Origin of the sequence: Methylopila sp. 73B, assembly GCF_000526315.1 — a bacterium.
GTDB lineage: Bacteria > Pseudomonadota > Alphaproteobacteria > Rhizobiales > Methylopilaceae > Methylopila.
Genome location: NZ_JAFV01000001.1, coordinates 1912820 through 1938818, shown reverse-complemented (window position 1 = coordinate 1938818; position 25999 = coordinate 1912820). Strand labels below are relative to the sequence as shown.

Genomic DNA, 25999 nt, shown 5'->3' with positions numbered 1-25999 from the left:
ACGCCCGCGCGGCGCGACGAGGTGAATTCGATGCAAGGACATTCGACCTACCAGCCGAAAAGCGGCCTCGCCAAATGGTTCGAGAGCCGCCTGCCGATCGTCGGCCTGGTGCACTCCAGCGCGGTGGCCTACCCGGTGCCGCGCAACCTGAACTACTTCTGGACCTTCGGCGGCATCCTGATGTTCATGCTGGTCGCCCAGATCCTGACCGGCGTGGTGCTCGCGATGCACTACACCCCCGAAGCGACCAAGGCCTTCGCCTCGGTCGAGAAGATCATGCGCGACGTTAACTACGGCTGGCTGCTGCGCTACCTGCACGCCAACGGCGCGTCGATGTTCTTCATCGCCGTGTACATCCACATGTTCCGCGGCATGTACTACGGCTCCTACAAGGCGCCCCGCGAGATCCTGTGGATCCTCGGCGTGCTGATCTTCCTGCTGATGATGGCGACCGCCTTCATGGGCTACGTGCTGCCCTGGGGCCAGATGTCGTTCTGGGGCGCGACCGTGATCACCAACCTGTTCTCGGCGATCCCGGGCGTGGGCCAGGCGGTGGTGACGTGGCTCTGGGGCGGCTTCTCCGTCGACAACCCGACGCTGAACCGCTTCTTCGCGCTGCATTACCTGCTGCCCTTCATGATCGCGGGCGTGGTCGTGCTTCACATCTGGGCGCTCCACCACGTCGGGCAGAACAACCCGACCGGCGTCGAGGTGAAGGACTTCCGCAAGGACACGCTGCCGTTCACGCCCTACGCGACCATCAAGGACGGCTTTGCGATGGTCTGCTTCATCGCGTTCTTCGCCTGGTTCGTGTTCTACATCCCGAACTACCTGGGCCACGCCGACAACTACATCGAGGCGAACCCCCTGGTGACGCCGTCGCACATCGTGCCGGAATGGTACTTCCTGCCGTTCTACGCGATCCTGCGCGCGATTCCGTCGAAGCTCGGCGGCGTGCTGATGATGTTCGGAGCCATCGCGGTGCTCTTCATCCTGCCGTGGCTCGACACGTCGAAGGTGCGCTCGGCGAAATACCGGCCGATGTTCAAGATCTTCTTCTGGATCTTCGTCGCGGACGCCGTGATCCTGGGCTGGCTCGGCTCGAAGCCGGCCGAGGAGCCCTACATCACCTATGCCCGCATCGCGACGGCCTGGTACTTCATTCACTTCCTGATCGTCATTCCTCTCCTGGGCAGGATCGAGAAGACCAAGCCGCTGCCGGCCTCGATCGCGGAATCGGTCCTGGGCCCCTCCGGCGGCCATGGCTTCCCGGCCGGCGCCGCGGCGTCGCCCGAGACGAAGGGATGATCGGGCCCATGACCCTGCGTTTCGAAAGCAAGACCATGAGCCTGCGTTCTCTTCGCGCCGTCGCCGCGGCGGCCGTCATCGGCCTCGGCGCGCTGGCCGGCGCCGGCGGGGCGCTCGCGGCCGGCGGGGAGGGCGCGCAGGAAGGCGGCGCCCACCACACGCCGCAGCCGCCGATGCAGAAGTGGACCTTCTGGGGCCCGTTCGGGAAGTTCGACCCGGCGCAGCTGCAGCGCGGCTTCAAGATCTACAAGGAGGTCTGCTCGAGCTGTCACTCGCTCTCGCTGGTTTCCTTTCGCAACCTGATGGAGCCGGGCGGGCTCGGCTTCAACGAGGGCCAGGCGCGCGCGATCGCCAACGAGTACGAGGTCCAGGACGGCCCGAACGACCAGGGCGAGATGTTCACCCGCAAAGCCCGGCTGTCGGACCAGTTCCCGAAGGCGTTCCCCCACGAGCAGGCGGCTCGCGCCGCGAACGGCGGCGCCTATCCGCCGGACTTCTCCCTGCTCGCCAAGGCCCGCACCTACGAGCGCGGCTTCCCGTGGTTCCTGTGGGACATCGTCGCCCAGTACCAGGAGCAGGGGCCGGACTACATCCACGCGCTGCTGGTGGGCTACGAAGAGCCGCCGGCGGGCGCGACGCCGGCCGCCGCGAACCTGCACTACAACAAGTACTTCCCCAACCACTGGATTGCGATGGCGAAGCCGATCCAGGACGGGCAGGTGGAGTACACCGACGGCACGCCGACCACCGTCGACCAGTACGGCAAGGACGTCGCGGCGTTCATGATGTGGGCGGCCGAGCCGCACCTCGCGGCCCGCAAGGCGACCGGCTTCGTGGTGATGATCTGGCTGCTGGTGTTCGGCTCGCTCGTCTATCTCGTCAAGAAGCGCGTCTGGGCCGGCGCCAAGCCGAAGGCGATCGCCTGATCCCGGCGCACGACCCTGTGCTATAGAGCGGCGGGCCTTCGGGTCCGCCGTTTTTCATTGTCAGGAGCGAACGATGGCGAAGGCCGTTCTGGGCGTGGTCGGCGGGTCCGGGATCTACGATCTGCCTGGCCTCGAAGGCGTCGAGGAGCTTGATCTCGCAAGTCCCTGGGGGCTGCCGTCCGCCAAGCCGAAGCGCGGCCGGATCGGCGCGACCACGATCGTCTTCCTGCCCCGCCATGGCGCCGGCCATCGGCTGTCGCCCTCCGACATCGACTACCGCGCGAACATCGACGTCCTGAAGCGGGCGGGCGTCACGGATCTTGTTTCGCTGTCGGCGTGCGGCTCCTATCGCGAGGAGCTTCCGCCCGGGACCTTCGTGCTGGCGGACCAGTTCATCGACCGCACCTTCCGCCGCCAGCCCACCTTTTTCGGCCCCGGCTGCGTGGCCCACGTCGCCTTCTCGGACCCCGTCGCGCCGAACCTCGTGGCGCGGATCGCCCGGGCGGCGGCGGCCGAGGGCGTGCCGCATGTGGTCGGCGGCGCCTACGTCTGCATGGAAGGCCCGCAGTTCTCCACCCGGGCGGAATCCGTCGCCTACAAGGCCATGGGCGCGTCGATCGTGGGCATGACCAACATGCCCGAGGCGAAGCTCGCCCGCGAGGCGGAGCTGTCCTACGCGACCGTCGGCATGGTGACGGACTACGACGCCTGGCGTCCGCATGAGGCCGGCGTCGACGTCGCCGACATCCTCGCCGTGATGCACGCCAACGGCGACAAGGCGCGCCGCCTGGTGGCGCGGCTCGCCGCCGACTTCCCCGAGGAGCACGAGCCGTGCCCGCTCGGATCGGACCGGGCGCTCGACTACGCCATCGTCACCGCGCCGGAGCATCGCGACCCGCAGCTGCTGGCGAAGCTCGACGCGGTCGCCGGGCGGGTGCTCCGCGGCTGAGCCGCGATTCAATCCGCCGGCCGCATGCCGACGAACACCGCGCTGGTGAACGCGAAAACCTCCACGCCGTGCTGGTTCGTCGCCGTGTTGCGGGCGGTGAGCAGGCCCCAGCCGGGGCGAGACGCGCTCGGCCGCGTCCCCAGCACTTCCGAAAAGTAGGTCAGCGTGTCGCCCGCCATGACGGGCGCCGTCCAGCGCAGGTCGCGAAAGCCGGGGGAGGGGCCGACGCGGCCGACCGGCAGGCCCGCCGCCATGCGCTCCTTCGCCATCCTGGTCTGGAAGGCGATCATCAGCTTCATCCACACCGCTGAGGTGTGCCAGCCGGACGCGGCGAGGCCCTTGAAGGGACCTGCGAGCCCAGCCTCCTCGGACAGATGAAAGGCCTGGGTGTCGTACTTGCGCGCGAAGCGCAGAATTTCGTCCGCCGTGAAGAGGTGCGAGCCGATCTCGGCGCGGTCGCCCGGCGCGTAGTCCTCGAGATGCATCAGACCGCTCCCGCGTCGCGACGGCCGAACATCACGGCGTTGACCTGCCGCATCACGACCACGCTGTCCTGGTTCACGACGTCGAAGGCGAAGGAGACCACGCCCATGTCCGGCCGGCTGCGGGAGGCGCGGGCGGCGACGACCGTGCTCCGCACCGTCAGTCGGTCGCCCGCGCGCACCGGCGCGCGCCATTCCACGCTGTCGACGCCCAGCGAGCCCAGCGAGGTGCTGTCGACGAGCCAGCGGTCGCAGTTCATCCGCATCAGCAGCGCCGCCGTGTACCAGCCGGACGCGATCAGCTCGCCCAGCATGCTTGAGCGCGCGGCGCGCTCTGACAGGTGCATCGGCTGCGGGTCGTACTCCTCGGCGAAGGCCACCATGTCGTCGCGGTCGACGACGAGGCCGCCGTACTCCGACGTGTCGCGGGGGGCGAAGTCCTCGAAGGCGTAGCGGGGGTCCGGCATCAGGCGCTCCTCTTCGCTATCGTGGCGCGGGCAGGCAGTGCGTGCTTCGAGACGGCGGCTGACGCCGCCTCCTCCAGCATGATGAGGACTGAGAGCGCAGGAGGGCCAAAACCTCCTCGTGCTGAGGAGCCCGCGGGACGCGGGCGTCTCGAAGCGCCCACTCCGGTCCTGTCCGCTCCTTCGCCCGCTCAGTTCGCGAAGCGGAAGTGCAGCACGTCGCCGTCGGCGACGACGTATTCCTTGCCTTCGAGCCGCATCTTGCCCGCGTCCTTGGCGCCCGTCTCGCCCTTCAGCGTGACGTAGTCGTCGTAGGCGATGGTTTCGGAGCGGATGAAGCCCTTCTCGAAGTCGGAATGGATCACGCCCGCCGCCGCCGGCGCCTTGGTGCCGCGCTCGATCGTCCAGGCGCGGGTCTCCTTGGGGCCAACCGTGAAGTAGGTCACGAGCCCGAGCAGCTGGTAGCCGGCGTTGATGAGACGGTCGAGGCCGGGCTCATGCAGGCCGAGCGCTTCGAGATACTCCGTCCGCTCGTCCTCCGGCAGCACCGCGATCTCGCTCTCGATCCGGGCGGAGATGGCGACGGCGACGGCGCCCTCGGCCTTCGCCCGCTCCTCGACTCGCGCGGAGTAGGCGTTGCCGCCAACTGCCGAGGCCTCATCCACGTTGGCGACGTAAAGCACCGGCTTCGAGGTCAGCAGGTTCAACGCGTCGAAGGCGGGCCGCTCGTCGTCCGAGATCTTGGCGAGCCGGGCGGGCTTGCCGTCGCGCAGCAGCGGGAGCACGCGGCCGACGAGCTCGAGCTGCTCTTTCGCTTCCTTGTCGTTCGACCGCGCGCGCTTCTCGAGCGCGACCACCCGCTTCTCGAGGCTCTCGAGGTCGGCGATCATCAGCTCGGTCTCGACCGTGTCGGCGTCCGACAGCGGGTCGATCTTGCCTTCGACATGGGTGATGTCGTCGTCCTCGAAGCAGCGCAGGACATAGGCGATCGCGTCGACCTCGCGGATGTGGGCGAGGAACTGGTTGCCGAGGCCTTCGCCCTTCGAGGCGCCGCGCACGAGGCCGGCGATGTCCACGAAGGTCAGCCGCGTCGGGATGATCTCCTTGGAGCCGGCGATCGCCGCGAGCTTGCCAAGCCGCGGATCGGGCACCGCGACCTCGCCGACGTTCGGCTCGATGGTGCAGAACGGATAGTTCGCGGCCTGGGCGGCGGCGGTCTGCGTCAGCGCGTTGAAGAGGGTCGACTTGCCGACGTTCGGCAGGCCGACGATGCCGCATTTGAAGCCCATGGGATTGGTCGCTCGTCAGTTCGGGAGAGGGAGGTCGAAAGGCGACGTCACGAACGGATTGACGATGGTGACGTCGAAAATGGCGCGCTCGTGCTGCATGTCTTCCGACAGGAAATAGCGGCATTTTTCCAGATGCGCGGTCGCGACGAGAAGGCTGTCCCACCAGCCATAGCCAGTCAGCTCGCGGACGCGCCAAGCGACGTCGATGATCTCCCAAGAGAGCGGAGCGTCTCCGAAAACGGCGAGCGGCTCGACGATCTCCCGAACCGCGTCGAGAGAAAGATCCCTGCGCTTGTTGAGCAGGATGTTGGTCATCTCGTTCAAGACCTGAAGCGAAACGACAAGGCTGCGGCGCTTTGCAAGCTCATGAACGACCGCGGTCGCGGCCATCGCCTTCGTCCGGTCGTTCAGGTCCAGCGTGTACAGCAGAATGTTCGTGTCCACGAAACACCTCACGCCGGTAGTTCTCCTCGCGGCCGGGAAGCATGCCGTTTTCGTCGCTCATGGGAGCCTTCGGCAGAGCGAGGAACGATTCGATCGCCGCCATCTGCCGCGCATGGAGGTCGCCACGCTGGTCCAGAAGATCGGCGATGTAGCGCGACATGCTCTTGCCGGCCTTCGCGGCGTCGACGCGAACAGTGGCGGCGAGCTCGTCGGGAAGGGTGATCGTCACGTTCTTCATCGGTCCGGCGCTCCTCGACACGAACTTCGTGTTTCCGTGTCCGTGGGTCAAGACGCGGCTCGTCAGGTCCTGGCCGCGCCGAGCTTCTCCACCTCGCCGAAGCCTGCGGCCTCCATCCTGAGGTGCACCTTGTTCTGGAAGCTGGCGTCCTGCGCCCCGGCCAGAAGATCGGCCGCGTCAGCGATCGCCTCGGTCAGCACGTCGACCCAGCCCATTTCGGACTTGCCGAAGTCGTTGAGCACGTAGGACAGCACCGCGTCTTTGCCGGGGTGGCCGATCCCGAGACGCACGCGCTTGTAGTCGTTGCCCATGTGGGCGGTGATCGAGCGCAGGCCGTTGTGGCCGGCGTTGCCGCCGCCGATCTTCACGCGCAGCTTGCCCGGCGCGAGGTCGAGCTCGTCATGCAGCGCTACGATGTCGGGCAGAGCGATCTTGAAGAAGCGGGCGGCTTCGGCGACGGCGCGGCCGCTCTCGTTCATGTAGGTGCGCGGCTTCAGCAGCAGCGTCTTCAGGCCGCCGATCGCGCCCTCCGCGGTCTCACCCTGGAAGCGCGCCCGCCAGGGCCCGAAGCCGTGGCGGGACGCGATCCGGTCGACGGCCATAAAGCCGATGTTGTGCCGGTTCTTCTCGTACTTCGGCCCCGGATTGCCAAGGCCGACCAGGAGCAGCATGTCGGTCGCTCCCAACAGGGACGGCCCGTCGCGTCATGCCCGCGGTTGCGGGCATGACGCGCGGATCGATCAGTCGTCCTGCGACTTGCGGCTCTCGGACTTCTTGTCCTCGTCCTGCTTGGCGTCGGCCTCGTCGGCCGCCGTCTCGCCTTCGGTCTCAGCGCCTTCTTCCGGCTCGATGGTCTCGCCGCGGTTCTCGGCGGCGGCCTCGGCCTGCTCCTCGGCCACCTCTTCCGCGACCACGGTCGGCGCGGCGATGGTGGCGATGGTCAGCTCTTCGAGGTTCTCGGCCGAGAACTCGACGCCCTTCGGCAGCTTCACAGAATTGGCGTGGACTATGTCGCCGATCTCGAGGCCCTTGAGGTCGACCTCGATCGCCGTCGGAATGTCGTCGACGCCCGCCTTCACGTGAACTGTGTGCAGCACGACGTTGAGAACGCCGCCGCGCTTGAGGCCGGGGGAGGCCTCGTCGTTGAGGAAGTGCACGGGCACCTCGACGTCCACGACCGACGACGCGGTCACGCGGAAGAAGTCGACGTGCAGCAGGGTGTCGGTCACGACGTCGCGCTGGTAGTCGCGCGGGATGACCCGCTCCTTGCCGGCGCCGGTGTCGATCTCGAAAATCGTGGTCTTGAAGCCGCCGGCGTGCAGCAGCTTGAACGCCTCGTGGCCGTCGAGCGCGATGCTGACGGGGGGCTTCTTGCCGCCGTAGATGACGGCGGGAATCTTGCCTTGACGGCGAAGTGCGCGGGCGGCCCCCTTACCGGCCTTCTCGCGCGCTTCGGCCTTGAGCGGCTTGGTCGCGGACATATCAGTTCTCCGAAATGAAATGGCCGCCCGATGCGGACGGCCTCAGGCGGCGAACCCCTCCAGGGGTGTGGGACGCCGCGCGCGTGAGCTAGCAGAAACGCCGTTCCGGCGCAACGTGTCCGGTCTCGACGGCCGATCTCCGCGCCCCATCTCCATGCTGCGGTTCCCGGGAGGTCGGCATGATGCGCGTCAGAGGCTTGGTCCTCGTTCTTCTCGCCCTCGGTTCAGGGTCCGCCACGGCGGCCGACCCCGCGGAGCGCGTCGTCGTCACGCGGTCCGTGGAGCGCTCCTACCGGCCGAGCGCCGCCGAGCGCTATTACGGCCCGCAACTGCCGCTGCGGGACGCCGCACGGCAGGTCGTCGTGGAGCGAGGTCCGCGCATGCTGCTGGAGGACGACTTTTACGGGCTGTTCGAGCCGGTGTTCACGTCCCGGCTCTTGCCCCAGCAGGTGCGCGGCATGTGGGTCGAGGCGGACGTCCCGGGCTACGAGCCGGCGGTCGTCGAGACGCGCCGGACGACGACCATCCAGCGGTACGAGCGCGGGACGGCGCGCCGCTGATCGGATCAGTCGAACAGGCTCGACACCGATTCTTCGCTGGACGTGCGCGCGATGGCCTCACCGATCAGGGTCGCGATCGAGATCACGCGGATGTTCTTGGCGACGCGCACCGCCTCGGTCGGCTGGATCGAGTCGGTGATCACCATCTCCTTGATCTTGGAGGCGGTGACGCGGGCGACCGCGCCGCCCGACAGCACGCCGTGGGTCAGGTAGGCGTAGACATCCTTCGCGCCCTTCGCCAGCAGCGCGTCGGCGGCGTTCACAAGGGTGCCGCCGGAATCGACGATGTCGTCGACCAGGATGCAGGAGCGGCCTTCGACGTCGCCGATGACGTTCATCACCTCGGACTCGCCGGGGCGCTCGCGGCGCTTGTCGACGATGGCGAGCTGGGCGTCGATGCGCTTGGCGATGGCGCGGGCGCGCACTACGCCGCCCACGTCCGGCGAGACGACCATGACGTTCTCGGTCGGCAGCCGGTCCTTGATGTCGCGCACCATCACGGGCGCCGCGAACAGGTTGTCTGTCGGGATGTCGAAGAAGCCCTGTATCTGGCCGGCGTGCAGGTCGAGCGTCATGACGCGGTCGGCGCCGGCCTGGGTGATCATGTTGGCGACCAGCTTCGCCGAGATCGGCGTCCGGCCCGAGGCGCGGCGATCCTGCCGGGCGTAGCCGAAGTAGGGCATGACGGCCGTGATGCGGCGCGCCGAGGAGCGGCGCAGCGCGTCGATGATGATCAGCAGCTCCATCAGGTGGTCGTTCGCGGGGAACGAGGTCGACTGGACGACGAACACGTCCTCGCCGCGCACGTTCTCGAGGATCTCGACGAACACCTCCATGTCCGCGAAACGGCGCACGTTGCAGCGGGTGAGCGGCGTGGCGAGATAGGCCGCGATGGCTTCGGCGAGCCCGCGGTTGGAGTTGCCGGCGACGACCTTCATGCTGAACGACCTTCGTGCGCGCCCCGCGGCGCCGTTGTGCTGTCCACGACCGTGGCGCCGAGGAAAGGCGTGCGGCTCTTAACAACTATTCCAACCGCCCTCAACCGACCGCGAGGCGGTTGCGCACCTTCGTCGCAGAAGGGTCACAGAAGCCTTTACGGATCGAGCGCGATCGCGGCCACCAGCCGGCCGTAGTCGTCCTCGCCGCGGTGGGTCATGCGGCGGTAGCTGAAGAAACGCTCCTCGTCGGCGTAGGTGTCGAGGCCCAGGTCCTCGACCGTGCCGACGCCAGCGGCCTTCAGGCGCGCGACGACATATCCGCCGAGGTCGAACAGCGCATGGCCCGGCTTGCCCGAGGGTGCGAAGAAGCGGGCGTTCTCGGCGTCGACCGCGGCGAAGCGGGCGGCGAACTCAGGGCCGACCTCGTAGCTCGCCTGTCGGATGCAGGGGCCGAGCGCGGCGACGACGCGCTCGCGGCGGGCGCCCAGCTTCTCCATCCTGGCGAGCGTCGCCTCGGCCACGCCCTTGAACGCGCCCTGCCAGCCGGCGTGGGCGGCGGCGACCACGCGCGCCTCTGCGTCCGCGAACAGGATCGGCCCGCAGTCGGCGATGGTGACGCCGGCGGCGAGGCCTGGAATCGTCACCACAACGGCGTCCACATGCGGCGCCGTCTCGCGCGTCCAGGGGGCGGTCGCGACCGCGACGTCAGCCGAATGCACCTGCCAGGGCAGGGCGATCCGCCCGGCGTCGAGGCCCAGCGTCGCCGCCATGCGGCGGCGGTTCTCGTGCACGTTCGCCGGATCGTCCTTGGCGCCGAGGCCGCCGTTCAGGCTCGACAGCACGCCCGTCGAGACGCCGCCCTGGCGGGTGAAGAAGGCGTGGCGCACGCCCGGAAGCGCAACCAAAGCCTCGGACTGGACGGTGGGGACGGGGAGGGTCATCGGAAATCTCCGTCGGGTTCGAAGCCGGGCAGGGGCCCCAGGGCTGGATGGCCGAGGGCTAGCGCCTTGAACAGCGCGCCCATGCCGGAAGGGGAGCGGTCGGTCAACCGCCGCACGGCGACCTCGACGGTTTTGGCCTGAGCGGGCGTCGCGGTTCGCGTGAGCTGCGCCGCGCGGGCGTGGAGGCCGAGCCGTTCGAGCAGATCCGCCTGGTGCGACAGCGCCATGGGGACCGCGCCGGCCGCCCGGCTTGCGCGGGCGAGCGCGCCGAAATCGACCTGCGCCGTCAGGTCGGCTTCGCCCGGCTCCGCCAGCGGATCGACGAAGCCGTGGCGGCGCATGGCCTGCAGCGTGTCGCCGGCGCTGTAGGCCTCGCCATAATCGATCGCCAGAGCCGCGCCGCCGTGGGCCGCGAGATGGGCGCCAATCCGGGCCGCGATCGCCACGCCCTGCGGGTTGAGCTCCAGCACGAAGCCGGTGGGGCGGGAAGGGAGGCGGAGGTCCGTGGGCGGCTCGGCTGACAGGCCGAAGGCGAGCGCGCCGTCGACGAGCCCCACCATCCGCTCGCGCCAGCCGGCCTCGGTGCGCACGAACTGGCGGATGGGAAGGGCGTCGAAGAACTCGTTGGCGAGGACGAGGGTGGGGAGGGGAGAGGCGTCGCTCCCGTCCCCCTTGCGGGGAGGGGTTGGGGGTGGGGGGGGCGCAGGATCGAGCGCGGAGCCCGGAACGCCGTCGATCGCGGTTTCGCTCGAAGCGTCTTCTTCTGCGCCACCCCCACCCCCACCCCCTCCCCGCAAGGGGGAGGGGGGAAGGGCGTCGAGCGCCTCCTCGACCGTCAAAGCCCAGCGCAACGGAACGCCTGCGCCGTCAAGTGTCCGCTTCTGCGCGTCCCGAAGCGTCGGGCTGGTCTCGACCAGCGTCACCTCAACCGCGTCGAAAAACCCCGGCAGTGTCCTAGCCGCTCGCAGCGCGTCGGCCATCAGCGTGCCGCGTCCGGGGCCGAGCTCGATCAACGCCACGCGCGAGGGCTCGCCCATGCGCCGCCAGACCTCGGCGCACCACAGGCCGATGAGTTCGCCGAACATCTGGCTGATCTCGGGCGCAGTGACGAAGTCGCCGCCGGCGCCGAACGGGTCGCGGGTGGCGTAGTAGCCGTGAGAGGGGTGCCCGAGGCAGAGCGCCATGTAGCGCTCCACGGTGATCGGCCCGTCCTGCGCGATCGTCTCGGCGATCTCGCGGCCGAGCGGGGTCATGCCTGCCGGGCGCGCTTCAGCGCGAGGACGACGACGACAAGGCCGAGCGCCAGCATCGGCAGCGACAGCGCCATCCCCATCGTCAGGCCGCCCGGCAGGAAGCCGATCTGCGCGTCCGGCTCGCGAAACTCCTCGCCGACAATGCGGCAGACCGCGTAGCCCGCAAGGAAGGCGCCCCCGACGAGGCCGGGACGCTTCAGCGCGCCGGTGCGGACGAGGACCTGCACCAGCACGAACAGCGCCAGGCCTTCGAGCGCGGCCTGATAGAGCTGGCTCGGGTGCCGCGGCTGGGCGTCGGCTGTGGGGAAGACCATTGCCCAGGGGACATCGGTCACGCGGCCGAACAGCTCGCCGTTGATGAAGTTCGCGAGCCGGCCGAAGAACAGACCGATGGGCGCGACCGCCGAGCACAGGTCGAAGATCGGCAGCGCCGGCAGGGTGCGGGACCGGGCGAACAGGATGATCCCGAGCGCCGCGCCGGCGAGCCCGCCGTGGAAGCTCATGCCGCCGTGCCAGACCTGCAGCGCCTCGAGCGGATTATCAAGATAGTACAGCGGGTTGTAGAACAGCACATAGCCGATGCGGCCGCCGAGGATCACGCCGAAGGCGACCCACAGAATGAGATCGTCGACCTCGAGCGGCGTCGGGCGTCGCGTCGCGCCCCAAAGGGCGTCATTGGCGGCGATGCGCTTGGCGAGCCACCAGCCGATCAGCAGCCCGGCGACATAGGCGAGCGCGTACCAGCGGATCGCGAGCGGGCCCACGGACACCGCAATCGGATCGATCATCGGAAACGGAATTGCGAACAGCGGCATGCGCGCTCCAGGGTCGGCGCGGTGATGGACGCGGCGACGCGCAGCGTCAAGGCGAGGGCGCGCTTCCCCGACCTCTCCCCGTCGGGGAGAGGTCGGCCCGCAGGGGCCGGGTGAGGGGGCTTGAGCCCTCTCTGAAGACCGCCACCCCCTCACCCCTTACCCGCTCGGCTTCGCCTCGCGACCTCTCCCCAGCCGGGGAGAGGTGAAGACCTGCGCCTGCGCGCGCAGCGTCAAGGCGGCGTGGTCCAGCCGCTCCGGTTCATGTCTACCGCCGCTTCGGCGACAAAATCGAGGAAAGCCCGGGTGCGGGCGGGGAGGCGTCCCGGGCGGCCCACGAACACGGCGTGGATCTCCTCGATGTCGCCGGGGTTCAGGTCCTCCAGCACGGGAACCAGCGTCCCCGCCGCGATGTCCGGTCCGATGTGGAACAGCGCGTGCCGGGCGAGGCCGACGCCCGCGAGCGCCAGCAGCCGCGAGGTTTCGCCGTCGCCGACCCGGACCGGGCCGATGGGGGGAACGGTCACCGTCCGTCCATCGACGAGGAACGGCCAGCCGCGCACGGTTCGAGTGAAGTTGAAGCCGATGCGGGGGTGGCGCTCGAGGTCCTCGACCGTCTGCGGGATCCCATGGCGCGCGAGATACTCCGGCGAGGCGACGACCGCCATGCGGCTCTGGCCGAGCTTGCGGGCGACAAGCCGGGAGGAGGCGAGCGGACCGATGCGGATCGCGACGTCGGCGCGCTGCTCCACCAGATCGACGACCTGGTCGGTCAGCACAATGTCGAGCGTCACCTCGGGGAAGCGCGCGAGGAACGCCGCCGTCAGCGGCAGCACGTACATCTGCCCGAACGACACGCTGCAGTTCACCCGCACGCGGCCCCGCGGCGCGGCGCCGCCGGCCGCCTCCCGCTCGGCCTCGTCGAGGTCGGCGAGGATGCGCGTCGCCCGCTCGTAGAAGGCCTCGCCTTCGGCCGTGAGCTGCAGCCTGCGCGTGGTGCGCGTCATGAGCTGCGCGCCGAGCCGCGCCTCGAGCCGGGTGACCAGCTTGCTGACCGCGGAAGGAGAGTGCCCGAGCGCGCGGGCGGCGGCCGAGAAGTCGCCCCGCTCCACCACGCGGACAAAGGTCTCCATCTCGGCGGCGCGGTTGGCGTCGGACCGGCTCATTCGTGCCTTCGGATCACAGGTGGTTAGCTCTGGTGAAGGGTAATCCAAAGGCGCCGCGGCCGCTACCTTGACGCCAATCCTTCCAACCCACGCGTGCAGGAGCGGCTCCCATGCCCCTCGCGGTCTATGCGCTCGCCGCCGGCGCCTTCGGCATCGGCACCACCGAATTCGTCATCATGGGCCTGCTGATGCAGGTCTCCGGCGACCTCGGCGTCTCCATCCCCGCCGCCGGGCTGCTGATCTCGGGCTACGCGCTCGGGGTGTTCGTCGGGGCGCCCGTCCTCACCATCGCGAGCCGCCAGCTGCCGCGGAAGACCGTGCTGCTCGCGCTGATGGGCGTGTTCGTGGTGGGCAACCTCGCCTGCGCGCTGGCGCCCGACTACGGCTGGCTCATGGCGGCGCGGGTGATCACCTCGCTCGCCCACGGCACCTTCTTCGGCGTCGGCTCGGTGGTCGCCACCGGCCTCGTGCCGCAGGAGCGCAAGGCCTCCGCGATCGCGGTGATGTTCACCGGCCTCACCGCGGCGACCCTGCTCGGCGTGCCCGCCGGCGCCTGGCTCGGCCTCGCCTTTGGCTGGCGCTCGACCTTCTGGGCGGTCGTCGTGATCGGCCTAGTCGCGTTCGCGATCATCGCGCTTGCGGTGCCCCGCGACGTCGCTTCCGAGCCCGCTCCGCCGCTGAAGCGCGAGCTCGCAAGCCTGAAGAACCCGCAGCTGCAGCTCGGTTTCCTCATGACCGTGCTGGGCTTCGCCGGCGTGTTCGCAGCCTTCACCTATGTCCAGCCGTTGCTGACCGAGCTGACCGGCTTTTCGGAGGCCGCGGTCTCGCCGATCCTGCTGGTGTTCGGCGCGGGCCTTGCGGTCGGCAATCTCGCCGGAGGCCGCTTCGCGGACCGTAATGTCGGGCTGGCGCTGATCGGCACGCTGGCGGCGCTGAGCCTTACGCTCGCGCTGACGACGGTCGCCGCCTACGACAAGATCGCGATGGTCGCGGTCCTTGGCGCGCTCGGCGCGGCGAGCTTCGCCACCGTCGCTCCGCTGCAGATGCGGGTGATGGAGAAGGCCGGCGCGGACGGCCGCAACCTCGCCTCCAGCCTCAACATCGCGGCCTTCAACCTTGGCAACGCCATCGGCGCCTGGGCCGGCGGCGCGACCATCGACTACGGCCCCGGCCTCTGGGCCGTGCCGCTGGTCGCGGCTGCGATCACGCTCGCGGGGCTCGCCGTCGCAGCCTTCAGCCTGCGGCTCGATCGTCTTCGCCCGGCGGCTGCGGCGGCGTGCCGGACCTGAACACGCGCGCTCGACTCGCCCACGCTTTCCATGGACGCCGCCGGCCGCGCGGGCGATACAGGGCGTCTCGCAGTTGCGTAAAGGCGCCGTCCGGCGGCGAACATCATGATGACATCCGCCGAGACGAGAGCCGACGGGCCGACCTGCCCGATCACCGGCGAGCCGGCCCGCGCCGTGCACAGCGTGTCGACCAAGTTCGTGCGGCACCTCTGGCGGTTCGGGCAGGGTGTGGACGTCGCGCGCCTGTTCGAGGGCGTGAAGCGGCTGACGCTGTACGAAAGCCCGTCGGGCCTTATGTTCTTCGATCCGCCGATCGTGGGCGACGCGGCCTTCTACGCCCGGTTCTACGCCAAGTGGGACATCCACAAGGGGCTGACGGAGGAGGTCGATCGCCGCGTCGATTTCCGCCGCGCCGCCCGCTCCGTGCCAGACGGCGCCACGGTCATCGACATCGGCTGCGGCCCAGGCCTGTTTCGTCGCCACTTGCCGCACGCCCGGTTCGTCGGGCTCGATCCCTACGCCGGCCAGGACGTCGATGACGCGGTGATCCGCGAGACGCTCGAGCATCATGCGGAGGCGAACACCGCCGCCTATGACGTGGCGACGGCGTTCCACGTCATCGAGCACGTGCCCGATCCGCTCGGCCACGCCAGGCTTATGGCGAAGCTGCTGAAGCCCGGCGGTCTGCTGATCCTCGCGGCGCCGCTGCACCCCTCGCCGCTGACGGACATCCCGAACTTCCCGCTCAACTTGCCCCCGCATCACGTGACATGGTGGAACGCGGGCGCGTTCCGCGCGCTGGCGGCGGAGCTCGGCCTCGAGGTCGTCGCTTTGGAGACGCTGCCGGTCTCGCCCCATCAGGGCGTCATCCTCTGGCTGTGGCGTCTGCTCGCCCGCCGGACGGATCCGCCGCCCAAGGCCCGCTATGTCGGCCACCGGTGGTCCTGGCACGTCAGCCTCGTCCTCGCCTACGCGCTGGCGCGTCTGGCCGTGCGCTTCAGGCCGGTTCCCGGCGACGCCCCGGACGTGGACGCCTTCCTCGTGGCGCGGAAGCCGGACGCCGCATGAGCCGCCGATCTTGCGGGAAGGGCGGCGGCGGGCCATGTGTGACGAGCGTTTTCCCTGCGAAAGGCCTGACCCCATGACCGAGACCCGCGGCCGCGTGTTCGACGAGATCGGACGCCTGATGACCGACGCCGCCGGCGCCGCCTCCGGGGTGAAGCGCGAGGTCGAGACGATCGTGCGGGCTCAGGCCAGCAAGATCCTCGCGGACCTGGACCTCGTCCGCCGCGACGAGTTCGAGGCCGTGCGCGCGATGGCGGTGAAGGCGCGCGAGGAGAACGAGACCCTCTCCGCCCGGCTCGACGCGCTGGAAGCGAAGCTCGCTGACTCAACCTCGACGCCGCAAGGCGGCAGCGGTCCCGAAGACACAGTCGCGATTTGACGCGCCGATCCGTTCATACAAGCACGACAGCATGTGTGCAGCGCGGAAACGGGCGCCATATACTGTTTGAGGGGGCTCGAATCGCTGGCTTTACGCCACGCGATCCGGAGCCTCGGTCGGCGGGCCGCCCTTGGTCCGCAGGTCACGCGCGACGTCGTTCCCACGCCCTCGAGCAGGGCCTTCACCTGGGGAGGAGCTCATGGCTCTCATCGACGTGGACGCCGAGCGTCACGGCCACCCTGTCGACATGATCGAACGCATCGCGACGTTGAACGACTGGTCTTTCGACCGGTCCGACGACGACGAGATCACGATTTCCGTCGACGGATCCTGGTCCGACTACCACGTATCTCTCACGTGGATGGACGATCTGGAGTCCCTTCACCTCGCCTGCGCCTTCGACCTCAAGGTTCCCGACCGCCGCAAGGTGGAAATTCTCCAGCTCCTGACGCTCGTCAATGAGCAGATGTGGCTGGGCCACTTCGATCTGTGGAGCAAGGAGGGCGTGGTGGTCTACCGGCACTCGCTCCTGCTCACCGGCGGGGCGGAGGCGAGCGCCCCCCAATGCGAAGCCCTGCTGCAAGGGGCCCTCGAAGCCTGCGAACGTCACTACCAGGCGTTCCAGTTCGTGGTCTGGGCGGGCAAGAGCGCCGAGGAGGCCATGCAGGTGGTGGCCTTCGAGACGGCGGGGGAGGCGTGACGGCGTTGAGCCTTTCATGACCGATCATTCCATCGGGCCGCTCTCTTCGGGCGGCCCGATCCTTCTCGTGGGCGCGGGCAAGATGGGCGGCGCCCTTCTGGACGGGTGGCTGGCGGGCGGGCTCGATCCGGCGCTGGTCGCCGTCGTCGATCCTGGACTGCCGACGGCCGCCGCGGAGCGCCTCGCCGCGCAGGGCGTCGTCCTTGCTCCCGAGCCCGGCAGCCTGCCGCCGCCGGCCGCGATCCTCTTCGCGGTCAAGCCGCAGATGGCGACCGCCGCGCTTCCGAGCGTCGCGGGCTTTATTGGCCCCGATACCGTCGTCGTGTCCATTCTCGCCGGAACGACGCTCAGGACGCTGCGCAGCGGGCTTCCCGATGGCGCCGCCGTGGTGCGGACCATGCCGAACACGCCGGCCTCCGTTGGCCGCGGGATCACGGCCTGCGTCGCAGGCGAAGGCGTCAACGCGAGGCAGCGGGCTCTGGCGGACCGCCTGCTGCAGACCTGCGGCGAGGTTGTGTGGGTCGACGACGAGGCGTTGATCGACGCCGTCACCGGCGTGTCCGGTTCGGGCCCCGCCTATGTGTTTCTGATGGCGGAATCGCTCGCGCGCGCAGGCGTCGCGGCCGGGCTGTCGCCTGAACTCGCCGGCAAGCTCGCGCGGGCCACCATCGAGGGGGCGGGCGAATTGCTGCATCGTTCCCCCGAGACGCCGGAAACGTTGCGGAAGAACGTAACCTCTCCAAACGGCACGACGGCCGCGGCGCTCGGCGTCCTGATGGCGGCCGACGGCCTCGATCCTTTGCTCGAGCGCGCCGTGGCGGCGGCGACGGCGCGCTCCCGGGAACTTGCGGGCTAAGCCGCACGGGCCGCCTTGGAACAAACGCGCGCCGTGCCCATAATCGCGTGACGAGCGAGCACCACAAACCCGCGAGGAGACGCGCCATGGCACGCAATCCATCGTCTAGCGACGCTTCGTCGGCGAAGCCGTCGAAGGCCGAGCCCGGACCCGATCCGCGCGACAAAGCGATCGACGCGCTGTTCTCGCTGCTCGCCGAGAGGCCGTGGGGCGAGATCGGCCTGCATGATCTGGCCGAACGGGCCGGTATCGGCTTGGCGGACCTTCGCGGCCTGTTCCCTTCGAAGGGCGCGGTGCTGGCTGGCTTCGTCCGCAAGATCGATCTCGACGTCCTCAATCACGACGTCAAGGATATGGCCGACGAGCCGGCGCGCGAGCGTCTCTTCGACGTGCTGATGCGGCGTTTCGAGGCACTGGCCCCCTACCGCGAGGGCTTGCGCGCCGCCCGCCGCGGCGTGATGCGCGATCCGCTCGGCGCAGCCGAGATGAACAAGGTCGCGGTCTCGTCGATGCAGTGGATGCTGGCGGCGGCCGGCGTGCAGGAATCCGGCCCGTTGGGGGCCGCTCGCGCTCAGGCGCTTGTGCTCGTTAACGCGCGCGTCTTCGAGACCTTCCTGAACGATTCTGATCAGGGCCTCGCCCGCACCATGAAGGCGCTCGACGAGGAGCTCCGCAAGGCCGAACGCTGGGCCCGCCGCGCCGACGACGCGCTCCGCTTGACGGCTCCGTTTCGCGACGTGTGCGACCGCGCCTTCGCTCGCCGGCCCCGTAAGGACGACGCCGACGACCTGGCGAGCGCCGCGTGAGCTGGACTGCTGAAGCCGCGTCGCCCGTCATAGGCTTCGACGATTTCCTGAAGGTCGATGTCCGTGTGGGCGTCGTCGTCGAAGCCGAGCCCTATCCCGAGGCGCGAAAGCCCGCGATCAAGCTCAGGATCGACTTCGGCCCGGACATTGGCGTGAAGCGATCGTCGGCGCAGATTACCAAGCACTACGCGCCAGAGGCGTTGATCGGTCGTCAAGTGGTGGCGGTGGTGAACTTTCCGCCGCGTCAGATCGGCAAGTTCATCTCCGAGGTCTTGACCCTCGGAGTGCCCGACGCCGACGGGGAGGTCGTGCTGCTGTCGCCGACGACCGCCGTGCCGAACGGCGGCCGCCTGTTTTGAACACGCGCGTCAGCGCTTCTGGTTGCGGGCGTCCTTGAGTTCGTCGATCGCCATCGAGGCCTCGGCCTTTGTCAGGTCCGGCTTGTAAGCCTCGGCGCCGGTCTCCTCGGAGAGCGTCTTCAGGTAGGAGGCCTGAGCGCCGGTCATCGGCTCGTCGCCGGACACCCAGTCACTCGGATCCTTCTCCGCGTTGCTCTCGGGATCGGGCGCGGTCTTCGGATTGGGGTGAACCTCGTGAGCCGGAGCGCCGGGCGTCGGCGCATCGGGGTCCGCCGCACGGCGGGCGTCGACATGGGCTTGCGGGCGGCTTTCAGCCATGGGGCGTTTCCTCGTTCTGTCTTCGTTCACAGAGGGAAACGCTCGAAGGGAATGACGGTTCCTCTACGGCGGACACGAAAAAGCCCCGGCGCGGGGCGCGCGCCGGGGCTTTCGGAGGAACGGGCGGCGCTGGTCCAACGCCGCCGTTCGGAGCGGCTTACGGGCAGGCGCGCTGGCGCCCGTCGTAGCCCGTATAGGTGCCGGTCCGCGGATTGTACGAGCGGAACCGCTGTGCGCAGTAGCTGTCGCCGCGCGAATAGCTGCGGCCGTTCGCCGCTCCCGCGATCAGAGCGCCGGCCGCCAGGCCCGCGATGCCTGCCGCCGCATAGCCGCCGTAGTCCCGATCACGATAGTACCGCCGCCCATAATAGCGCCGTCCGTAGTACCTGCGCCCGCCATAGTGCCGGCGTCCGCCGTAATACCGCCGGCTGGAGAAATGCCGACGGCCCCCGTAGTGGCGACCTCCGCCCCAGCCGCGTCCGCCGCGCCAGCGGCGCCGATCCACGGTCTGGATGTCTCCGGTCTGCATGTCGGTCAGCGCTTGGGCGCGCACCTGCTCCAGCGTCGCCCGCGGCTTCGGCGCGCGGGGCGGAGCCGCTTCGGCGCTGACGACTCCCGTCAGGCCGATCGTTGCGGCGATCGCTATGGCGAGCGTCTTTCGCATCTTTTGAAGCTCCTGATTTTTAAGGGCGCGCGTTGCGCGCCAGATTCTGCGCCTCTCCCACCGGAGATAACTCGACCGTCCGGCGGAAGGTTTCGCGGCAGCCGGCCGGGCGCCTCACGTCTGCGTGACGACCTCGCGAGGCCTTGGCTGTCGGTCTGATTTGTCTCGGCGCGATTCCGGATTAGGGTCGCGCGCCGTCCGCTGCGTCCGAGGTCGCGACCCGCCATGCGCCGTTTGCTCGCAAGCCTCATCCTGATGATCGCCGGCGGCGCGGCCGACGCCGCCCAGTTCGAGGGCTGGAACGTCGCGTGCGGAACGGGCAAGCCGGCAGGAGACTGTCGGGTCGAGATCGCCGCGTCCCGCACCACCGCGACGTCCGCCACGCTCGCGGCGCAACGCGCCGGCCCCAAGGACGCCCAGCCGAAGCTCACTTTGTCGATCGACGTCGACGGCGCCCTGAACCGGCCGCGCGTGGCGCTCGCGGTCGACGGAGGTCCGCCGATCCGCTTCGCCTCGGGCGCGGATCTCGCGAGCGCCCCGGGGCCGGGCGGGGGCGTCGAGATCCGCTTTTCCGACGCGGCCACCCGGAAGCTCCTGCCCTTTCTCCGGCGCGGCAAGATGCTGACCGTGGCGATCGTCGCGGAGGATCGCCGCGACCTGTCGGCGGATTTCGCTTTGCCGGGGTTCGCCTCCGCGCTCGCCGAGGTCGATCGCGCGCAAGGACGCGTCGACCGTCCGGACGCGCTGATCGCTCTTGTCGGCGGCGACACGCCGGCGGTGCGTTCGGGACAGGTGCGCGACGTGAGCCGGGAGAACGCGCCGCCGGCTCTGCGCCAGATCATGGTCGATCGCGACTGCCCCGTCTGGGACCGCAACGAGACCGACGCCTCGTTCCTGGCCGAGGAATCCTTCGCGGCCGATCTCGGCGGCGGGCTGACGCTCTGGGCGATGGTCTGCGCCTCGGGCGCGACCAACGTCGATTTCACGCTTTTCCTCGAGGATCCGTCGCGAGCGGCGGGGCGGTTCGAGCCGCTGTTGTTCGCGGCCTTCCTGGAATCGGTCGGCTGGACCGGCGTCGACGTGCTCTCGAACGTCGCCTACGACCCCTCGAAGAAGCAGCTCACCGCCTTCGACCGCGGCCGCGCGCAGGGCGATTGCGGGCAGGTCGGGACTTGGGAGTGGGGCGGCGCCGCCTTCCGCATGGTCGAATACCGCGCCAAGGAGGAGTGCGATGGGGTCGGGGAGCCCGGCAAGTTCCCGATCGTGTTCCGCGGCGAGCGCTGACGCTTAGCGGCTCAGCGCACCGCGCCCCGGCTTTCCACCGTCGCGACGCCTTCGAGGCCCTCCTCGTCCTCATAGGGCGTCGCCACCTCCACGAAGGTGTCGGGATAGAAGCCGTTGAAACGGGTGCGCAGCGCGAGGCTGTAGGCGCCGATGTGGCCGATCTCGATCCAGTCGCCGGTGTCCACCGTGTCGGGCAGCCAAAACGGCCTGGAGAGGATGTCGACGGAGTCGCAGGTCGCGCCCATCACCCGGTAAGGCGCGAGCTTCGGCGCGGAGGACCGAGGAGCGCGGCGGCGCGCCGGATCCGGGATCAGCCGGGCGGGCAGGGTGATCTTGCCGGTCCAGCTGTCGGAGAGCGAGCTCCAGACGCCGTCGTTGATGTAGAGCCGCTGGCCCTTTTTCAGCAGCACGCGCACCAGCACCGAGAGCGAGCGCGCCACGACGACCCGGCCGGGCTCCGCGATCAGGGGCAGGTCGCCAAGGCCCCAGGCGTCGATCTCCTGCTCGATCTTGGCGACGAGGCTGCCGATCTCGGGCGTCGGCCGCGCGTCCTTCTTCAGGTCGCGGCCGTAAGGCGCGGGAAAGCCGCCGCCGATGTCGAGCGCCGTGATGTCGACGCCGGCGCGCCCCTTCACCCAGGCGGCGGTGCCGATCGCCCGCTCGTAGGTGTCGAGATCCTCGACCTGGCTGCCGACGTGGAACGTCAGGCCCGCGCGAAAGCCAACCCGATCGAGCCGCTGCAGCAGTTCGACGGCGTGCGCTGCGGTCGCGCCGAACTTCTTCGAGAGCTCGTAAGCGGCGTGCCCCTTGGTCGCGAGCCTGACGAACAGCGTGATGTCGCTCGGCGAGATGTCCTGCGCGCGGACGATCCTGAGGATCTTCGCGATCTCGTCCTCATGGTCGAGGGCGACATGGCGGACGCCGTAGGTCTCGAGCGCGAGCCGGATGTCCGACTGCGCCTTCACCGGGTGCATGTAGAACATCCCGGCCTCGGCTGAGGCGGCGCGCGCGGCGGCGAACTCGGCGGGGCTTGCGACGTCGAAGGCCGTCACGCCCGCCTTCACCAGCTCGTCGAGGACGAACGGCTCGCCGTTGGTCTTCACGGCGTAGGCCGTCTGTCCGCGGAAGGCGTCGAGAAACGCTTTCGCGTCGGTCGCCAGGACGCTCGGCCGGAACGCGTAGACGGGCTGGTCGGGCCGGAGGGCGAGGGCGGCGTCCTGGGCGGTCTCGAACCTCTGCATCGGGGGCGGCGTATCCTTTCGCGGGGGCGCAGTCGGGCGGCCGGACGTTAGCATCCGCTCCGCGACGGTCCAAAGACCGGCCGGCCGACGTAACCATGTCGGGCGCGAACGCTTGATTTTAACCAGTGAGGCGCTTGATGTCGCTTTCGGGCGCGCATGCGCTCCAAGACGATGCGGCGGAGGGTCGGATGAAGAGCTTAGCAGGCGCCTGCGCGATCCTCGCGACGGTCATGACCGCGCCCGCGGCAGTGGCCGCGGATTATGCGACGACGAAGACATACGCGGCGACCGTCGTCGAACCGGCGCCGTTCTTCCGTGGGTTCTCCGGTCGCCTGCCGGCCTGCGGCGACAGCGGCGTGCTCGGCCGCGTCACCTCGGCTTTCGCCGCCCGCGAGCGCGGCTACTGGGGCTCGGACCTCGCCCTCGAGGCCGTCGGCCACCCCCGCGAGATCGGCTACCGCAGTTGGGGACCGAGCTTCGTGCCTCGCCGGTTCTGCGCCGCCGAGACCCTCACGACGGATCGGCGTCCGCGCCGGGTGTTCTACGAGATCATCGAGGGCGACGGCTTCGCCGGGATCGGTTGGGGCGTGAACTGGTGCGTCACCGGCCTCGACCGTCACCGCGCCTTCGCTCCGGGCTGCAAGATGGTTCGTCCGTGATCCGACGCCTTCTCGCCGCCGCGCTCTTATTCCTTGCCGTCGCTCCGGCCTCGGCCCAGGAGCGCGGGCAGGCTGGGGACTTCGACTTCTACGTGCTCTCGCTGTCGTGGTCGCCGACCTATTGCGCCGACCGCGGCGAACGGGCCGACCGCATGCAATGCGGGGGTCCGAGGCCCTTCGCCTTCGTGCTGCATGGGCTTTGGCCGCAGTACGAGCGCGGCTTCCCGTCATCCTGCGGCGGCGACACTCGCGGCCCCTCGCGCCGCACGGTCGATGGGATGCTCGACGTCATGCCGAGCCCGGGCCTCGTGCGCTATCAGTGGCGCAAACATGGGACGTGTTCGGGGCTCGATCCGGCCGGCTATTTCGCGAAAGCCCGCGCGGCGTATGACAAGGTGACGATCCCTTCGGCCTACCGGGCGCTCGACCGCTGGCTCACGACCTCGCCGGACGACGTCGAGCGCGCCTTCATCGCGGCCAACCCGGGCTTGAACGCGGACATGATCGCGGTCGACTGTGCGCGGCGAAACCTGCGCGAGGTGAGACTCTGCATGACCAAGGACCTGGAGTTCCGCGCCTGCGGCGAGGTCGACCGCCGCGCCTGCCGCGCGGACCGCGTGGCGTTTCCGCCGATGCGGGGAGAGTGACCGTGGTTGACGACGTCGAAGCCGCCATGCGCCTGCACCTCCTGGGAGGACCAGGCCCAGCGTTCGAGGACGGCGCGCCCGCGCCCGAGCTCGTCGTCGAGGGCGCGCCGACCTTCCGGACGTCGGTGCATTACGAGTCGCCGGACGGACGGTTGATCGCCGGCGTGTGGTCCGCGACCCCGGGCGCGTGGCGTGTCGCCTACGACGAGTGGGAGTGGTGCCGTCTGCGGTCCGGTCGCTGCGTGCTGACGCCGGAGGGCGGCGAGCCGGTCGACTACGAGGCCGGCGACGCGATCGTGATCGAGCCCGGCTTCGTCGGCGTCTGGACGGTGGTGGAGGCCTGCGAGAAGGACTTCGTGGTCATGCTCCCGCCGCCGTCCGACGACGCCTGACGCAGGCCGCCGCGAGTGAACTACCGCCACGCCTTTCATGCCGGCAATTTCGCGGATGTGCTCAAGCACGTCCTGCTCGCCCGCGTCATCGAACACCTGAACCTGAAGAGCGCGCCCTGGGGGTATCTCGACACCCATGCGGGCGTCGGCGTCTACGATCTCGAAGGCGAGGAGGCGAGTCGGACCGCGGAATGGCGGAACGGGGTCGGCCGCCTCGCCGGGCGGCGCCTGGGCGAGGCCGCGGAGCGGCTGCTCGCGCCATGGCGCCGGGTGCTGACCGAATTCGACGACGGCGCGGGGCGGCCGGGGCGCTATCCCGGCTCGCCCGAGATCGTCCGGCGGCTCGCGCGCGACGACGACCGCCTCCGCCTGTGCGAGCTGCACCCCAAGGACGCCGTCGCCCTCGGGCAGGCGATGGGCCGGGACAAGCGCGTGAAGGTCGTCGAGATCGATGGGTGGACCGCGCTCAACGCCTGGCTGCCGCCGCGGGAGCGCCGCGGCCTCGTGCTCGTCGATCCGCCTTACGAGCAAACGGGCGAACTGGCGCGGATGGCGGAGCGCTTCCTCGCGGCGCACGCCGTTTGGCCGACCGGCGTCTTCGCGCTCTGGTATCCGGTGAAGGACCTTCGCGACCTGCAAGCGCTTATCGAGCCGTTGAAGGCGTCGGGCCGGCCTAAGCTGCTGCGCGTCGAGGTTCATGTTCGCGGGTGCGAAGACGCCCGGCTGCTGAACGGGTCCGGGCTGATCCTCGCCAACCCGCCTTGGACGCTCGCCGACGACTGCCGTTCCGGACTGCCGGACATCGCCCAAGCTCTTCAACAGGACGCAGGCGGGCGAGCCATCGTCGAAGAACTGAGCGCCTGACCATCGCGTCCGGCCGGTATCGTCGCCTTTCTGCACCGTCCTGAGGCGCCTACCCCTTGGAACGCGCCATCTTTTCGCCTTGCCTTTCGCAGGTGCGAAACGTTACCAAAATGGGGAGGCCGAGCGGGATGGGCGAGGCGGCGCAGGTGTGACCTTCGTCTTTGCAGCCCTGGCGGGCGGCCGGCGTTCGATACGCGCCGGAGGGGGCGCGGGTGGTTCACTTGCGAGCGAAGGGGGCGCCACATGGCGCAAAGCGGGACGGTCAAGTTCTTCAACGCCGAGAAGGGGTATGGCTTCATCAAGCCGGACGGCGGCGGCGCCGACATCTTCGTGCATGTTTCTGCCGTAACGCGCTCGGGCCTGACGGGTCTGGAGGAAGGCCAACTGGTGACGTTCGAGGTCGAGCCGGACCGCAAGGGGAAGGGTCCCAAGGCGGTCAACCTCACCGTCGGCTGAGGCGGCTGCGCGCAGAGCGGCGGGATCGCGGGCGGACGTAGGGGCGGCGGGGGCTTCGCGCGTTTCCGCCGCGTCTCCCCGTGCTACAGGGGGACGGCGATCCTGACGGACGCCCCCGGCGGCCGCCGGGGGGCCTGACGGTCCTCATGCTCTGGAGACGCCATGCTCATCCTGCGTTCCGCCGCCCCTTCGCCATTCGGGCGCAAGGTCAAGATCGCGGCCGCGGTCCTCGGCCTGTCCGACCGCCTCACCGTGGTGGCCACCAACACCGCCGACCCCGCCGACCCGATCAGCACGGTCAATCCGCTCGGGAAGATCCCGACGCTCGAGTTCGACAACGGCGCGACGCTGTTCGACAGCCGCGTGATCCTCGAATATCTCGACCACCTCGCCGGCGGCGGGAAGATCATCCCCGCCGACCCCTCCGCCCGTTTCGCCGCGCTGCGGACGCAGGCGCTCGCGGACGGGCTGATGGACGCCGCCCTGCTGCAGATCTACGAGCGGCGCTTCCGCGACGAGGCCAAGGTCGAACCGAAGTGGCTCGAGATGCAGGCCGGGAAAGTCGCGCGGGCGCTCAGCGCGCTCGATGCCTCGCCGCCGGTCGAGCATGGCGACGTGGGCGCCATCGCGGTCGCCTGCGCGCTCGGCTATCTGGACTTCCGCTTCGAGGGACGATGGCGCGCTGAGCATCCGAAGCTTGTCGAATGGCTCGACGCCTTCCGCGCCACCACACCCGCCTACGACGCCACCGCGGCGCACTGACGCTTCG

Annotated in this window: 33 protein-coding genes; 18 read left to right on the top strand and 15 right to left on the bottom strand. The window is 69.5% G+C overall.

The features are described from left to right. The first annotated feature begins 30 nt into the window (after nucleotides 1-30). The 3 genes from K244_RS0109430 to K244_RS0109420 all read left to right on the top strand — a co-directional run bounded on the left by K244_RS0109430 (nucleotide 31) and on the right by K244_RS0109420 (nucleotide 3183). Complete coding sequence (locus tag K244_RS0109430) at nucleotides 31-1308, top strand: cytochrome b N-terminal domain-containing protein (protein ID WP_020186011.1); 1278 nt, start codon at nucleotides 31-33, stop codon at nucleotides 1306-1308. An 8-nt stretch (nucleotides 1309-1316) separates the two neighbouring features. Continuing rightward, nucleotides 1317-2234 carry a cytochrome c1 gene (locus K244_RS0109425; protein WP_036306523.1) on the top strand — a complete coding sequence of 306 codons (918 nt, stop codon included), beginning with the start codon at nucleotides 1317-1319 and terminating at the stop codon, nucleotides 2232-2234. A 73-nt stretch (nucleotides 2235-2307) separates the two neighbouring features. Continuing rightward, nucleotides 2308-3183 carry an S-methyl-5'-thioadenosine phosphorylase gene (locus K244_RS0109420; RefSeq protein ID WP_020186009.1) on the top strand — a complete coding sequence of 292 codons (876 nt, stop codon included), beginning with the start codon at nucleotides 2308-2310 and terminating at the stop codon, nucleotides 3181-3183. A gap of 8 nt (nucleotides 3184-3191) precedes the next feature. Here K244_RS0109420 and K244_RS0109415 read toward each other — a convergent pair whose 3' ends face one another. From K244_RS0109415 to K244_RS0109385, 7 genes are all read right to left on the bottom strand, one after another. Then, a complete protein-coding gene (locus tag K244_RS0109415; protein WP_020186008.1) occupies nucleotides 3192-3668 on the bottom strand; it encodes a MaoC family dehydratase in 477 nt (158 codons plus the stop codon). Beyond that, nucleotides 3668-4132, bottom strand: a complete 465-nt coding sequence (locus K244_RS0109410) for a MaoC family dehydratase (RefSeq protein ID WP_020186007.1) — start codon at nucleotides 4130-4132, stop codon at nucleotides 3668-3670. The genes K244_RS0109415 and K244_RS0109410 overlap by 1 nt, the downstream gene beginning before the upstream one ends. Before the next feature lie 188 nt (nucleotides 4133-4320). Next, complete coding sequence (ychF, locus tag K244_RS0109405; RefSeq protein WP_020186006.1) at nucleotides 4321-5418, bottom strand: redox-regulated ATPase YchF; 1098 nt, start codon at nucleotides 5416-5418, stop codon at nucleotides 4321-4323. Nucleotides 5419-5433: 15 nt separating this feature from the next. Continuing rightward, entirely contained in the window at nucleotides 5434-5808 is a 375-nt protein-coding gene (locus K244_RS0109400) for a PIN domain-containing protein (RefSeq protein WP_020186005.1), read from the bottom strand. Further along, entirely contained in the window at nucleotides 5783-6100 is a 318-nt protein-coding gene (locus K244_RS23545) for a ribbon-helix-helix protein, CopG family (protein WP_020186004.1), read from the bottom strand. Before K244_RS23545 ends, K244_RS0109400 begins: the two co-directional genes overlap by 26 nt. Nucleotides 6101-6162: 62 nt before the next feature. Continuing rightward, on the bottom strand, nucleotides 6163-6771 hold the full coding sequence (pth, locus tag K244_RS0109390) for an aminoacyl-tRNA hydrolase (RefSeq protein ID WP_020186003.1): 609 nt from the start codon (nucleotides 6769-6771) through the stop codon (nucleotides 6163-6165). Nucleotides 6772-6840: 69 nt separating this feature from the next. Further along, complete coding sequence (locus K244_RS0109385; RefSeq protein WP_020186002.1) at nucleotides 6841-7581, bottom strand: 50S ribosomal protein L25/general stress protein Ctc; 741 nt, start codon at nucleotides 7579-7581, stop codon at nucleotides 6841-6843. Nucleotides 7582-7760: 179 nt separating this feature from the next. Between K244_RS0109385 and K244_RS0109380 the strand changes: the two genes are divergently transcribed. Further along, a complete protein-coding gene (locus K244_RS0109380; protein WP_020186001.1) occupies nucleotides 7761-8141 on the top strand; it encodes a hypothetical protein in 381 nt (126 codons plus the stop codon). Nucleotides 8142-8146: 5 nt separating this feature from the next. Here the strand turns inward: K244_RS0109380 and K244_RS0109375 are convergent, their stop codons facing one another. The 5 genes from K244_RS0109375 to K244_RS0109355 form a co-directional block, all read right to left on the bottom strand. After that, nucleotides 8147-9079, bottom strand: coding sequence for a ribose-phosphate pyrophosphokinase (locus K244_RS0109375; RefSeq protein WP_020186000.1), 933 nt, complete (start codon nucleotides 9077-9079; stop codon nucleotides 8147-8149). Nucleotides 9080-9234: 155 nt separating this feature from the next. After that, a complete protein-coding gene (gene pgeF, locus K244_RS0109370) occupies nucleotides 9235-10020 on the bottom strand; it encodes a peptidoglycan editing factor PgeF (protein WP_020185999.1) in 786 nt (261 codons plus the stop codon). Next, nucleotides 10017-11273, bottom strand: a complete 1257-nt coding sequence (locus K244_RS0109365) for an SAM-dependent methyltransferase (RefSeq protein ID WP_020185998.1) — start codon at nucleotides 11271-11273, stop codon at nucleotides 10017-10019. The genes pgeF and K244_RS0109365 overlap by 4 nt, the downstream gene beginning before the upstream one ends. Beyond that, nucleotides 11270-12088, bottom strand: a complete 819-nt coding sequence (gene lgt, locus K244_RS0109360; RefSeq protein WP_020185997.1) for a prolipoprotein diacylglyceryl transferase — start codon at nucleotides 12086-12088, stop codon at nucleotides 11270-11272. The genes K244_RS0109365 and lgt overlap by 4 nt, the downstream gene beginning before the upstream one ends. A 230-nt stretch (nucleotides 12089-12318) precedes the next feature. Beyond that, entirely contained in the window at nucleotides 12319-13251 is a 933-nt protein-coding gene (locus tag K244_RS0109355) for a LysR family transcriptional regulator (RefSeq protein WP_020185996.1), read from the bottom strand. Between the two features lie 110 nt (nucleotides 13252-13361). Here K244_RS0109355 and K244_RS0109350 point away from each other — a divergent pair, with 110 nt between their 5' ends. From K244_RS0109350 to K244_RS0109320, 7 genes are all read left to right on the top strand, one after another. Next, entirely contained in the window at nucleotides 13362-14540 is a 1179-nt protein-coding gene (locus tag K244_RS0109350; protein ID WP_020185995.1) for an MFS transporter, read from the top strand. 105 nt (nucleotides 14541-14645) lie between these two features. Further along, entirely contained in the window at nucleotides 14646-15608 is a 963-nt protein-coding gene (locus K244_RS0109345) for a class I SAM-dependent methyltransferase (RefSeq protein WP_020185994.1), read from the top strand. 73 nt (nucleotides 15609-15681) lie between these two features. Then, on the top strand, nucleotides 15682-15984 hold the full coding sequence (locus K244_RS0109340) for an accessory factor UbiK family protein (protein ID WP_020185993.1): 303 nt from the start codon (nucleotides 15682-15684) through the stop codon (nucleotides 15982-15984). A 199-nt stretch (nucleotides 15985-16183) separates the two neighbouring features. Continuing rightward, entirely contained in the window at nucleotides 16184-16684 is a 501-nt protein-coding gene (locus K244_RS0109335) for a YbjN domain-containing protein (RefSeq protein WP_020185992.1), read from the top strand. Between the two features lie 16 nt (nucleotides 16685-16700). Beyond that, entirely contained in the window at nucleotides 16701-17540 is an 840-nt protein-coding gene (gene proC, locus K244_RS0109330; RefSeq protein WP_020185991.1) for a pyrroline-5-carboxylate reductase, read from the top strand. 86 nt (nucleotides 17541-17626) lie between these two features. After that, nucleotides 17627-18346, top strand: coding sequence for a hypothetical protein (locus K244_RS0109325; RefSeq protein ID WP_020185990.1), 720 nt, complete (start codon nucleotides 17627-17629; stop codon nucleotides 18344-18346). Continuing rightward, the gene (locus K244_RS0109320; RefSeq protein ID WP_020185989.1) at nucleotides 18343-18705 is read left to right on the top strand and encodes a tRNA-binding protein; all 363 of its coding nucleotides are present in this window, start codon (nucleotides 18343-18345) and stop codon (nucleotides 18703-18705) included. Before K244_RS0109325 ends, K244_RS0109320 begins: the two co-directional genes overlap by 4 nt. Nucleotides 18706-18714: 9 nt before the next feature. On the opposite strand, the gene K244_RS21715 is transcribed toward K244_RS0109320, so the two are convergent. Both K244_RS21715 and K244_RS22645 read right to left on the bottom strand, forming a co-directional pair. Next, complete coding sequence (locus K244_RS21715) at nucleotides 18715-19023, bottom strand: DUF3072 domain-containing protein (protein WP_020185988.1); 309 nt, start codon at nucleotides 19021-19023, stop codon at nucleotides 18715-18717. Between the two features lie 157 nt (nucleotides 19024-19180). Further along, nucleotides 19181-19687 (bottom strand): BA14K family protein, encoded by a 507-nt coding sequence (locus K244_RS22645; RefSeq protein WP_020185987.1) that lies wholly within the window; start codon nucleotides 19685-19687, stop codon nucleotides 19181-19183. A gap of 225 nt (nucleotides 19688-19912) precedes the next feature. On the opposite strand from K244_RS22645, the gene K244_RS0109305 reads away from it, so the two are divergent. Continuing rightward, complete coding sequence (locus K244_RS0109305) at nucleotides 19913-20971, top strand: DUF1176 domain-containing protein (protein WP_020185986.1); 1059 nt, start codon at nucleotides 19913-19915, stop codon at nucleotides 20969-20971. A gap of 11 nt (nucleotides 20972-20982) precedes the next feature. On the opposite strand, the gene K244_RS0109300 is transcribed toward K244_RS0109305, so the two are convergent. Continuing rightward, complete coding sequence (locus tag K244_RS0109300) at nucleotides 20983-22212, bottom strand: hypothetical protein (protein ID WP_020185985.1); 1230 nt, start codon at nucleotides 22210-22212, stop codon at nucleotides 20983-20985. 188 nt (nucleotides 22213-22400) lie between these two features. Here K244_RS0109300 and K244_RS0109295 point away from each other — a divergent pair, with 188 nt between their 5' ends. The 6 genes from K244_RS0109295 to K244_RS0109270 all read left to right on the top strand — a co-directional run bounded on the left by K244_RS0109295 (nucleotide 22401) and on the right by K244_RS0109270 (nucleotide 25992). Next, nucleotides 22401-22871, top strand: coding sequence for a hypothetical protein (locus K244_RS0109295; RefSeq protein WP_155931664.1), 471 nt, complete (start codon nucleotides 22401-22403; stop codon nucleotides 22869-22871). After that, nucleotides 22868-23518, top strand: coding sequence for a ribonuclease T2 (locus tag K244_RS0109290; RefSeq protein ID WP_020185983.1), 651 nt, complete (start codon nucleotides 22868-22870; stop codon nucleotides 23516-23518). The genes K244_RS0109295 and K244_RS0109290 overlap by 4 nt, the downstream gene beginning before the upstream one ends. 2 nt (nucleotides 23519-23520) lie before the next feature. Next, a complete protein-coding gene (locus tag K244_RS0109285; RefSeq protein ID WP_346430349.1) occupies nucleotides 23521-23910 on the top strand; it encodes a cupin domain-containing protein in 390 nt (129 codons plus the stop codon). A 15-nt stretch (nucleotides 23911-23925) separates the two neighbouring features. Continuing rightward, nucleotides 23926-24774: a 23S rRNA (adenine(2030)-N(6))-methyltransferase RlmJ gene (rlmJ, locus tag K244_RS0109280; RefSeq protein ID WP_020185981.1), complete on the top strand. Its 849-nt coding sequence runs from the start codon at nucleotides 23926-23928 to the stop codon at nucleotides 24772-24774. Between the two features lie 243 nt (nucleotides 24775-25017). Next, the gene (locus tag K244_RS0109275; RefSeq protein WP_020185980.1) at nucleotides 25018-25230 is read left to right on the top strand and encodes a cold-shock protein; all 213 of its coding nucleotides are present in this window, start codon (nucleotides 25018-25020) and stop codon (nucleotides 25228-25230) included. 162 nt (nucleotides 25231-25392) lie between these two features. Next, nucleotides 25393-25992, top strand: a complete 600-nt coding sequence (locus K244_RS0109270; protein WP_020185979.1) for a glutathione S-transferase family protein — start codon at nucleotides 25393-25395, stop codon at nucleotides 25990-25992. The last annotated feature ends 7 nt before the right edge of the window (nucleotides 25993-25999 follow it).